This is a genomic window from Achromobacter spanius, assembly GCF_039673305.1.
GTDB lineage: Bacteria > Pseudomonadota > Gammaproteobacteria > Burkholderiales > Burkholderiaceae_B > Achromobacter > Achromobacter spanius_F.
In genome coordinates this window covers 1-10,167 of sequence record NZ_JBDJLJ010000097.1, presented here as the reverse complement: position 1 = coordinate 10,167, position 10,167 = coordinate 1, and the positions used below count along the sequence as shown (strand labels likewise).

General features: G+C 67.7%; 8 protein-coding genes. All 8 read right to left on the bottom strand.

Annotated elements, in window-relative coordinates; all coding sequences use genetic code 11:
- Nucleotides 1-956: 956 nt before the first annotated feature.
- The 8 genes from ABE485_RS30470 to ABE485_RS30435 all read right to left on the bottom strand — a co-directional run bounded on the left by ABE485_RS30470 (nucleotide 957) and on the right by ABE485_RS30435 (nucleotide 9,856).
- A complete protein-coding gene (locus tag ABE485_RS30470; RefSeq protein WP_346518984.1) occupies nucleotides 957-2,087 on the bottom strand; it encodes a M20 family metallopeptidase in 1,131 nt (376 codons plus the stop codon).
- A gap of 36 nt (nucleotides 2,088-2,123) precedes the next feature.
- Nucleotides 2,124-3,029: an alpha/beta hydrolase gene (locus tag ABE485_RS30465; protein ID WP_346518983.1), complete on the bottom strand. Its 906-nt coding sequence runs from the start codon at nucleotides 3,027-3,029 to the stop codon at nucleotides 2,124-2,126.
- Nucleotides 3,029-4,039, bottom strand: a complete 1,011-nt coding sequence (locus tag ABE485_RS30460; RefSeq protein ID WP_346518982.1) for an ABC transporter ATP-binding protein — start codon at nucleotides 4,037-4,039, stop codon at nucleotides 3,029-3,031. The genes ABE485_RS30465 and ABE485_RS30460 overlap by 1 nt, the downstream gene beginning before the upstream one ends.
- Before the next feature lie 4 nt (nucleotides 4,040-4,043).
- A complete protein-coding gene (locus tag ABE485_RS30455; protein WP_346518981.1) occupies nucleotides 4,044-5,021 on the bottom strand; it encodes an ABC transporter ATP-binding protein in 978 nt (325 codons plus the stop codon).
- A 130-nt stretch (nucleotides 5,022-5,151) separates the two neighbouring features.
- Nucleotides 5,152-6,072 carry an ABC transporter permease gene (locus ABE485_RS30450; protein WP_346518980.1) on the bottom strand — a complete coding sequence of 307 codons (921 nt, stop codon included), beginning with the start codon at nucleotides 6,070-6,072 and terminating at the stop codon, nucleotides 5,152-5,154.
- Between the two features lie 6 nt (nucleotides 6,073-6,078).
- The gene (locus ABE485_RS30445) at nucleotides 6,079-7,056 is read right to left on the bottom strand and encodes an ABC transporter permease (RefSeq protein ID WP_346518979.1); all 978 of its coding nucleotides are present in this window, start codon (nucleotides 7,054-7,056) and stop codon (nucleotides 6,079-6,081) included.
- 72 nt (nucleotides 7,057-7,128) lie between these two features.
- Nucleotides 7,129-8,112: a succinylglutamate desuccinylase/aspartoacylase domain-containing protein gene (locus ABE485_RS30440; RefSeq protein WP_346518978.1), complete on the bottom strand. Its 984-nt coding sequence runs from the start codon at nucleotides 8,110-8,112 to the stop codon at nucleotides 7,129-7,131.
- Between the two features lie 130 nt (nucleotides 8,113-8,242).
- A complete protein-coding gene (locus ABE485_RS30435) occupies nucleotides 8,243-9,856 on the bottom strand; it encodes an ABC transporter substrate-binding protein (RefSeq protein WP_346518977.1) in 1,614 nt (537 codons plus the stop codon).
- Nucleotides 9,857-10,167 lie beyond the last annotated feature (311 nt).

Sequence of the window (10,167 nt, the reverse complement as noted above, 5' to 3'; positions counted from 1 at the left end):
CCTCCCCACCCCCCCCCCCCCCCCCCCCCCCCACGCCGGGCTACGTGAGTCTTGGTCTGGTGCGCTACAAGAGGTGTGGTCAGGGCAGGGGATCTGCGTGGACGCCGATTGCGGCCGCGCGGGCGGCCACAATCGGCATATGGGCATAGGGGCGTCGTGGTGGTGTGCGCTTGCGCGAATGCGGCGTTTGGCGTGCTAATGGTGCTCGCCGTTGGGGGAGGGCGGTGATGGGCGGCGCGGGGACGGGCCGCTACAGCTTGACGACCGGTACGCGCCGCCCATCCGGCACTGGAGTTGAAATGGCGATTAGCGGCGGCCGGTGGAGGGTGTTTGATGGCGCGCAGCGGCATCATGGATCGCGAGACAGCGCGTAAGCCCCAAACGGCTGCCCGGGCAGCCGTTTGGGGCGGGCCGATACTCAAAATCTCGCGCATGCGCGCAGCGGCATCACCGATCGCAAGACACCGCCAAAGCCCCCGAGGCCGCCCGCGCGGCCGACCAGGGGCAAGCACCGCAAGACCTTCCACGCCCAGGCAAACGCGGCAAAGCAGGCCAACATCGCAGCCACGCGCGTAGCGTCCAAGCACCGACGCAAGACACCACGTAAGCCCCCAAAGGCCGCCAGCGCGGCCGGCCGGGGGCGGGCCCCGCAAGATCCTCCACCCCCCCCTCTGCTGTTGGCAAGGACCTAAAGAACCCAATTCGCCCCAGCGCCCGCAAAGCTGTATCCGAACGAGCCCGGCGCGGTGTGGGCCTGGGGTGGGCGGGGCGTGTAGATGCGCCCGAGGGAATCCGAAGGAGCGGCCGAAGGCCGGGACGAGGATGACGAAGGGGAAGTCCGGAGCGAACGCTCCGGACCGCAATCGTAGCCCCGCCCACCCCAGGCCCACGCCGCGCCGGGCGTCTCAAGAACTCAACGCAAAATCAGCAAAAAACCGCCCCAAAAAAAACCGAACCTACGCCAATTCCCTCAACAGCAACTCCCAAAACTTCAACCGCTGTTCCAGCGTGGAAACCAGGATGTATTCATTCAAGGTATGCGCGCCATCCCCGTCGGCGCCCAGCCCATCCAGCGTGGGAATCCCCATCGCCGACGTGAAGTTCGCATCGCTGCCGCCACCCGTCATGGGCGCATCTTCCAGCAGGAATCCCGCCCGGTCCGCATATCCCTGCACCAGCGCCAGCAGCGCCGCGGCGGCATCGGTCTTCACCATCGGCGGGCGGTTCAGTTCCACGTCGATGTCGAGTTCCACATCGGGACCCACCGCGCACAGTTCGCGCATCCGGCGCAGCACGTCCTCGGCGGCGCCCATGTCGGGCACGCGGAAGTCCACCACGCAGCGGCACAGCGCCGGCACGGTGTTGGTCACGGTGCCGCCGGCGATGGTGCCGACGCTGACGGTGATGCCGCGGTCGTAGTCGGTCATGGCTTCCAGCGCCAGCACCTGGTGGGCCATTTCGCGGATCGCGCTGCGGCCCTTCTCGTGCTGCATGCCGGCGTGCGCCGGGCGGCCCTTGACGTTCAGGTTCAGCATGCCGGTGCCCTTGCGCGCCGTCACGCACTTGCCGCCGTTGGGGCGGGCCGGTTCGCAGACCAGCGCGTACTTGGCGTTGGCGGCGAAGCGTTCGATGTGCGCGCGGGATGCGTGGCTGCCGGTTTCTTCGTCGGGCACCACCAGGAAGTCCACGGGCAGTTGCGTCGCGCCGGGCCGCGCCACCCCGGCCAGGGCCGTCAGCGCCAGGTAGATGCCCGCCTTCATGTCGTAGCTGCCGGGACCGTAGAGGCGGTCGCCGTCGATGCGCACGGGGTTTTCCAGCAGCGTGCCGACCGGATGCACGGTGTCCATGTGCGCCAGGATCAGGATGCCGGGGCGCGTATCGCCGGGGGCGCGGTTGGTGGCGTACAGCAGCGGGCCGGTGGTGGGACCGAGCGACGACAGCTCCACGGTCAGGCCGGCGGCGGCCGCGTAGTCGGCGATGATGCGCGCCATGGCGGCGATGCCCTCGGGGAAGTTCGAGGGCGATTCGCATTGCAGCCAGCCTTGGATGCCGGCGACGATCTGTTCAGTGCTCTGGGTGTTGGACATGGCGGTATCTGGAATCAGCAACGAAGAAAGAAAGGATCAGGCGACCTGCTGGCCGGCCAGGCGGGCGAGTTCGGCGTCGTCGGGCATCTTGCCGTCGAACCACAGGCTGGCGCACACGGCGGACATGGCGCGGCCGTCATGGCCGATGCCGGGCACCACCTGCAGCGTCCAGCCGAACGGCACGCCGCGGCGCTCGGCTTCCTTGCGCCCGAACTCGTAGTAGTTCTGCGCGCGGGCGAAACGGTGCGGGCCCTGGCGCATCGCGGCGGGTTCGGACGGCAGGTTGGGGTCGTCGGTGGCGATGTCCTGGTCGCCTGCCAGGATGGTCATCGGATAGGCCAGCAGCTTGACCAGGTGGTCCTCGGTCAGGCCGACGCCGTCCATGCCTTCGGGGAACGGATGGTCGAAGGTCGGCAGCGTGTACCAGCCCGGGTTGCCGGCCGCCACGGCCTTGAACGGCGCGTGCGACTGGCTGCTCATCAGGCGGTGGACGAACTGGCCGCCCGCGCTGTGGCCGAACAGGTAGACGTTCTGGCCGTCGGTGATCTCGCCGGCGATCATGTCCTTGATGACGTTGCCCACCAGCGCATAGGTCCAGCCGTCGATGTGGCGCGGATTGCCGCCCGCCGAGAACACGCGGCCGTTGTTGTAGCTTTCGACGCCCGGCCAGATTTCGTTCGAGAAGGTCAGCGCCACGATCAGCAGCTTGTGCTTGTCGGCGGCCTCGACCCAGAAATCGCGGTATTCGTCGCCGTTGCGCAGCACGCCGTGCTGCACGATGACCACGGGGCGGTCCGGCGTGTAGCCGTAGGGACGGTAGGTTTGCAGCTTGAACGGGCGATCGGAGTTGCGGTCCTCGTCCACGTACAGGATGGCGTTGCGGCCGGCATGGCCCAGTTCGATGGCGATGCGGTCCACGTTGGACATGTCGGAGGGTTTCATCAGGCGCTCGCTTCGTTCAGGTGACAGGCCGACCAGTGGCCCGCCGAGATTTCTTTCAGGACCGGCGCCTGCTCGCGGCAGCGCGGCATGGCGTGGGGGCAGCGGGGATTGAAGGTGCAGCCGGGCGGCGGGTTCAGCGGCGACGGGATTTCGCCCTTGATCGGCGTGAATTTGCGGCCGCGGCGGCCCACGTCCGGCACTTCGGCCATCAACGCCTGAGTGTACGGGTGATTGGCCCGCGCGAAGATCTCGGCCGACGTGGAGATCTCCACGATCTTGCCCAGGTACATGATCGCGACGCGGTCGGATATGTGCTTGACCACGCCCAGATCGTGGCTGATGAACAGGTACGTGAAGCCGTGCTGCTCGCGCAGGTCCATGAACAGGTTGATCACCTGCGCCTGGATCGACACGTCCAGCGCGGCCACGGGTTCGTCGCAGACCAGGAACTTGGGCGCCACCATCAGCGCGCGGGCGATGCCGATGCGCTGGCGCTGGCCGCCCGAGACCTGGTGCGGGAAGCGGTCGCGGTATTCCGGATCCAGGCCCACTTCCTTCAGGGCCTGATCGACGCGTGCGGGAATCTGGGCGGGCGGCGCCAGCTTGTGCACCTTCAGCGATTCGCCCAGGATCTGGCGCAGGCGCTGGCGCGGGTTCAGCGAGGCCTGCGGGTCCTGGAAGATCATCTGCACGCCCAGCGTGTACGCCAGCTTGTCGGCGCCGCGCAGGCGGTTGGCGTCCTGGCCCTGGTACAGCAGCTCGCCCTCTGTCTGGCGATGCAGGCCGGCGACGACGCGGCCCAGCGTGGACTTGCCGCAACCGGACTCGCCCACCAGGCCCACCACCTCGCCGCGCTTGATGGACAGGTCCACGCCGTTGACCGCGTAGACGGTGCGGCGGTCAATGGGGCGGCCGGTCAGGGCGAGGATGCGTTGGGCCAGGTCGGGCCGCTGCTCGAAACGCTTGTGGACGTTCTTGAGCTCGATGACGGGGGTATCGGCTTGGCTCATGTTCTTACTGCGCCTCGCGGGCTATCGGCACGTAACAGCGATAGCTGCGCGGACCTTCGGTGGTGACGGAGGGGGCTTGCTCGGTGCAGCGCGTGACCGCGTGGGTACAGCGCGGCCGGAACGCACAGCCCGACGGACGGCCGGCCAGGCTGGGCGCCATGCCGTTGATCTGGTGCAGGCGCGCGCCGGGCTGCGTGGCGCCGGGCATGGAGTCCAGCAGGCCGCGGGTGTAGGGGTGGCGCGGCGCGTCCAGCACCTGTTCGACCGGACCGCTCTCGACGATGCGGCCGGCGTACATGACGGCCACGCGGTCGGCCAGTTCGGCCACGACGCCCAGATCGTGGGTGATCCAGATCAGCGCGGTGTTGTGTTCGCGGCAGATCTCCTGCATGCGATAGAGGATCTGGCCCTGGATGGTGACGTCCAGCGCGGTGGTCGGTTCGTCGCAGATGATCAGGTCGGGCTTGTTCAGCATCGCGATGGCGATCGCGACGCGCTGGCGCATGCCGCCCGAAAACTCGTGCGGATAGCTCTTGAGCCGCTTTTCCGGCGACGGGATGCCGACCATGGCCAGCGCCTCGCGGCAGCGCTCTTCGGCCTGGGCGCGCGGCACGTCTTCGTGCGTGAGGATCGCCTCCATCATCTGCTCGCCGATGCGCAGCACCGGATTGAGCGTCATGAGCGGGTCCTGGAAGATCATGGCGATGCGGTTGCCGCGAAGCTGGCGCATCTGCTCCTCGGACAGCTTGCGCAGGTCCGTGCCCTTGAACTTCACTTCGCCGTCGACGACTTCTCCGGGCGGGTCGATCAGACCCAGCAGCGAAAAGCCCGTGACGGACTTGCCGGAACCCGATTCGCCGACCAGCCCGACGATCTCGCCACGGCGCACCGTGAGATCGACGCCGTCGACCGCCAGCCAGGCGCCGGCCTCGGTATGGAATGCGGTGCGCAGCCCGCGCACTTCAAGAATGTGTTCGCTCATTTCATTTGTCCATAACGCCAAGCTCCTCGCATGCCGCGGTTCTCCCCGATCGAGGTGCCGCGGATCCGGCTCCGCCGGTCCGCAGGCACGCCCCCTTTGAGGGGGAAGCGCGCAGCGCTTCGGGGGTGGGTCACTTCCTAGGATCCAGGGCTTCGCGCAGGCGGTCGCCCACGATGTTGATGGAGAGGATCAGCACCAGGAGCGCGATGCCCGGGAACAGGCTGATCCAGTAGTCGCCCGACAGCAGGTACTGGAAGCCGTTGGAGATCAACAGGCCCAGCGACGGTTCGGTGATGGGCACGCCCACGCCCAGGAAGGACAGCGTCGCTTCCAGCGCGATCGCGGTGGCGATCTGGATGGTGGCGAACACCATCACGGGGCCCAGGCAGTTGGGCAAGAGGTGAAAGAGCATGATGCGCCAGGCCGGAAAGCCCAGGTTGGCGGCGGCCTCGACGTATTCCTTGCGGCGCTCCTGCAGGGCGCGGCTGCGCATGATGCGCGCGTAATGCCCCCACTGCACCAGCACCAGCGCCAGGATCACCTTGTCGACCCCGCGCCCCAGCACCACCAGCAGCACCAGCGCCACCAGGATGGTCGGGAAGCCCAGGATGAAGTCGACGATGCGCATCAGCACGGTGTCGACCACGCCGCCCACATAGGCGGCCACCAGACCGATCGCGCCGCCGATGGCGGTGGCCAGCACGACGGCGGACAGGCCCACCATCAGGCTGATGCGCAGGCCATACAGGATGGCGCTGAGCATGTCGCGGCCCTGGTCGTCGGTGCCGAGCCAGGCGATGCTGCCGTCCATCAGCGCCTGGCGCGGCGCCAGGCGGCCGTCCATGAGCGACAGATTGGCCAGGTCGTAGGGATTCTGCGGCGCGAAGTACGGCGCGAAGACCACCAGGATCACCAGGATGGCCAGCGCGATGACGGAGCCGCGCACGGTGGGGCGCGCGTGCAGTTTCTTCAGGATGGCGGCGCGCCGCGGCGTCTCGGCCAGGGGCTGGACGGTGCGGGTGCGGCCGGGATTGGGAGGATTGGTAGCCATGGCGGATTATTGGGCGGGGGCCACGAGCTGCACGCGCGGGTCGAGCGCGGCGTACAGGATGTCCACAACCAGGTTGATGACGACGAAGATCAGGGTGACCAGCATCACGTAGGCGACCACCACGGGGCGGTCGAGCTGGTAGACGCTGTCGATGAGCAGCTTGCCCATGCCCGGCCACGCGAACACGGTCTCGGTGATGGTGGAGTAGGCGATCAGGGTGCCGAACTCCATGCCGATGACCGTGACCACGGGGATCAGGATGTTGCGCAGGATGTGGCGGCGCACGATGCGGCCGGGCTTGACGCCCTTGGCGCGCGCGAACTTCACGTAGTCCTGGCTGCGGGCCTCCACGACGCCGGAAGCCGTCATGCGCAGCACCAGGGCGATGTTGGCCAGCGCCAGGTTGATGGCCGGCATGATCAGGTGGGACCAGCCGTCGGCGGTCAGGATGGACAGTCGCACGCCCAGCACGGTGACCGTGTCGCCGCGGCCCGTGGCCGGCAGCCAGCCCAGCCACACGGCAAACAGCAGGATCAGCATCATGCCCTGCCAGAAGTTCGGCAGCGAGAAGCCCAGCACGGACGACGCCATGATGCCGCGGCCCAGGTATTCGTCGCGGTACAGGCCCGCGATGAGGCCCAGCGGGATGCCGATCACACAGGTCAGGAAGATGGCCACGATGACCAGCTCGAACGTGGCGGGAATGCGCTGCACGATCAGCTCGATCGCCGGGATGCCGTGGACGAAGGACGTGCCCAGGTCGCCGTGCAGCGCGCGCCACAGGAACCCCGTGTATTGCTGCCACACGGGCAGATCCAGGCCCAGGCGGGCGATCATCGCCTCGCGGGCGGCCTGGCTGGCTTCGGGACTGACCAGCAGTTCGATCGGGTCGCCCACGGCGTACACCGCGAAGAAGACCACGACCGAAACGGCCAGCAGCACGAACAGACTCTGTATCAGTCTGCGTAGGATGAACAAGGCCACGTGATGATTTCCTTGGTGGGCTCAGGGGTTTTGGGGCGCGCCGCGAATTGCGTTGGCGGGCGCGCGGGTTGCTTAAACGATGGGCTGCGCCAGGCGGACGACGGTCACGCCGGGCCGCAGGTTGGCGGTGGACGGCATGATCAGCACGCAGTTGTCATAGGGCGTGGTGACGGGCTCGCCTTCGGACCAGCCGATCACGGTGCCCGCCTTGGCCAGCATTTCCAGTCCCTTCCAGGGCTCGGCGAAACGGAAGTCGGCGCTCTTGGCGGCGACGGCGTGCGTCACGCGCAAGGCGCGCTGGAGAGGGGCGCCGGGCGCGAACCAGTCTGCCGGGATGTCGCTTCGGTCCACCGTGCCGGCCTGGACCAGGAACCGCGCCATCTGGTCGACCGCGACGCCGCGCGCCTCGGGCGCGCCATGGAACCCGCATTCGATCAGCAGGGAACGGGTGCCGTTGTCGCCGGCTTCGCCGAAGCGGCCGTAATCGCGCATGCGCACGCCGGCGGCGTGGCCGGCGTCGGCGATGATGGTGGCCGGGTTGCCCAGGGCCAGCGCTAGGTCGATGTTGCGCTGTTCCAGGCCGGTCAGTTGCAGCGGCACGTCGGAATTGCTCATCGAATGGAAATCCAGCAGCCAGTCGGCCTGTTCCACCCAGGGGCGGATCTGGGCGGCGCGGCGGCGCTCCTGGCTGGTTGGCGCGGCAAGCTTGTCGTCGCTCCAGACGCGGTTCATGTCTTCGTCGACGAAGCGCGCCGGGGCGTAGTTGCGGGCGTCGAAGCGGTCGAAGGCGGCCAGGTTGCAGAATGCCAGCGTCAGCGTGCCGCGGCGCGGGCGCAGCCCGGCGGCCAGGGCGTCTTTCAGCGCCCAGGCGCCACAGAGCTCATTGCCGTGGATCAGCGCGCTGAGCATGACCCGCTTGCCGGGCGCGCCGGAATCGAAATGCCAGACGCCCGGCGTATCCGTGTTGCCCACGCGCTCGGTCGACAGGTCCGGACAGGCGAGAAGAAAGGGGCGAGGGCTGGGGTTGGGCGCTGACGAGGGCAAAGACGTGGGCATGGCAATTCCGATGAAGCGAGAAGATTGTATAGGGGTTGGGGCTGGGGGCTGTGCCTGGGGGGGCTCGGGCGCCGCCAGAAGGCAAAACGGCTGCGCGAGGCAGCCGTTTTGTTCAATCAACCCAGCCTGCTCACTTCGCGTCGGGCTTGACCGACGTGGCCAGCGTGTACTGGTCGCGGCGGCCTTCGTACGAGATGCCCTTGCGGAAGGCCCAGATGCTGCTTTCGAAGTGCAGCGGGATCAGCGGCACGTTGTCCAGGGCGATCTGGGTGGATTCCTGCAGCAGCTTTTCGCGCTTGGCCGCGTCGACCGTGATGATGGCCTGCTTGTAGACCTTGTCGAAGTCGGCGTTGGAGAAGCCGCCGTAGTTGCTGGTGCCCAGGCTGGCGGGCGAATCCAGCGACGCCACCCACAGCTGGAACAGCGCCGAGGCTTCACCCGTTTCCGCCGGCCAGCCGCCCATCGAGAAGCTGAATTCGCGCTTGGCGCGCTTGGGGAAGTAGATGGAGGCCGTCATGGCGTCCACGTTGGTCTTGATGCCGACGCGGGCCAGGTACTGGGCCACGGCCTGGGCGACCTGGCCGTCGTTGACGTAGCGGTCGTTGGTGGACGACAGCGTCAGTTCAAAGCCGTTCGGGTAGCCGGCTTCGGCCAGCAGCTTCTTGGCGCCTTCCGGGTCGTACTTGATTTCCGGGGCCTTGGGCAGCGCGCCGAACATGCCGTCGGGCATGTACTGGAAGGCGGGGGTGGCCATGCCGTCCATGATGCGGGCGGTGATGGTCTTGCGGTCGATGGCCATGGAAATGGCCTTGCGCACGCGCAGGTCCTGCAGCGGGTTCTTGCCGTCGGCGCTCTTGACGAACGGGCTCGGGTTGCGGCCCACGTCCGGCTGGAAGAACACCAGGCGGGTGGACGGGGTGGCCACGAAGCCGAACTTGGGGTTGTCCTTCAGGCGGGGAAGATCGCGCGCGGCGGGATTTTCGATCATGTCGAAGTCGCCGGACAGCAGGCCGGTCAGGCGCGGGCCGGCCGAGGGCACCGGCACGAACTTCACTTCCTTCCAGTGCGGCTTCTCGCCCCAGTAGTTTTCATTGCGGACGAGCTCGATGCCGGTGCCCTTGACGTAGGACTTCAGCATGTAGGGGCCGGTGCCGATGGCGTCCTTGCCATTGTTGAAGTCGGCCACGGTGGGCCAGGCGCCGGTCACGCCGCAACCCTTCTTGGGTTCGTACGTGAGCTTGCCGTGTTCGACGATGCCGTTCCAGATGATGGGCAGCGAGCGGGCCAGTTCGGCCGGCATCAGGGGGAAGGGCTCGGCGGTCTTGATGATGACGGTGTGCGGATCCGGCGTTTGCACGTCGGTGATGCGCTTGGTCATGTCCATGTAGGACTGCGACACGTTGGTTTCGTTGTTCAGCGTGCGGCAGATCGTGAACAGCACGTCCTCGGACGTGAAGGGCTTGCCGTTGGAGAACTTGACGTCGTCGCGCAGCTTGAATTCCCAGGTCAGGTCGTCCAGGGTCTTCCAGGAGGTGGCGAGCTGGGGCACCAGCTTCATGTCGGCGCTGCGGCCCACCAGAGAGCTGTAGACGTGCGCGGAAAACGCGTCGTTCTGCGTCATCTTGTGATAGTGGGGGTCCGCCGAAGTGGGTTCGGCCGACAGGCCGATCTTCAGCGTCTGGGCTTGGGCGGCTGCCAGGGGGATGGCGGCGGCCACAAGGGCCAGGGTGGTGCGCAACTTCATGGTGACAACTCCGGATGGGGAACGAACCGGATCGTGCATGTGGACGGCCACGCGTGCCAGGGGACGACTGCGTCGGCCAAGGGGCTTGCGGGGGTTCGTCGCCAGGCACGACGGCAAGGGGCCGATTATCGGTAGGGGGTTCGCGCGCTGTCAATGCGCAAGGGCGAAGGCGGCGCTCGGGAACACGCCGAGAGGGGGGAGGGAGCGCGGGCGTCGCGCGGCCCCTCCTGGGGCCGCTCGCGCGGCGATGGCGCCGGTGAGGGGGCGGGGCGCCGGATCCGTCGCGGGGGCGCCTGGGGATGGGCCAGGCG

Bases quoted from the DNA above. Each gene is read 5' to 3' on its own strand.
- ABE485_RS30450 (WP_346518980.1), bottom strand. From the start codon at position 6,072: ATGGCTACCAATCCTCCCAATCCCGGCCGCACCCGCACCGTCCAGCCC.
- ABE485_RS30470 (WP_346518984.1), bottom strand. From the start codon at position 2,087: ATGTCCAACACCCAGAGCACTGAACAGATCGTCGCCGGCATCCAAGGC.
- ABE485_RS30440 (WP_346518978.1), bottom strand. From the start codon at position 8,112: ATGCCCACGTCTTTGCCCTCGTCAGCGCCCAACCCCAGCCCTCGCCCC.
- ABE485_RS30435 (WP_346518977.1), bottom strand. From the start codon at position 9,856: ATGAAGTTGCGCACCACCCTGGCCCTTGTGGCCGCCGCCATCCCCCTG.
- ABE485_RS30455 (WP_346518981.1), bottom strand. From the start codon at position 5,021: ATGAGCGAACACATTCTTGAAGTGCGCGGGCTGCGCACCGCATTCCAT.
- ABE485_RS30465 (WP_346518983.1), bottom strand. From the start codon at position 3,029: ATGAAACCCTCCGACATGTCCAACGTGGACCGCATCGCCATCGAACTG.
- ABE485_RS30460 (WP_346518982.1), bottom strand. From the start codon at position 4,039: ATGAGCCAAGCCGATACCCCCGTCATCGAGCTCAAGAACGTCCACAAG.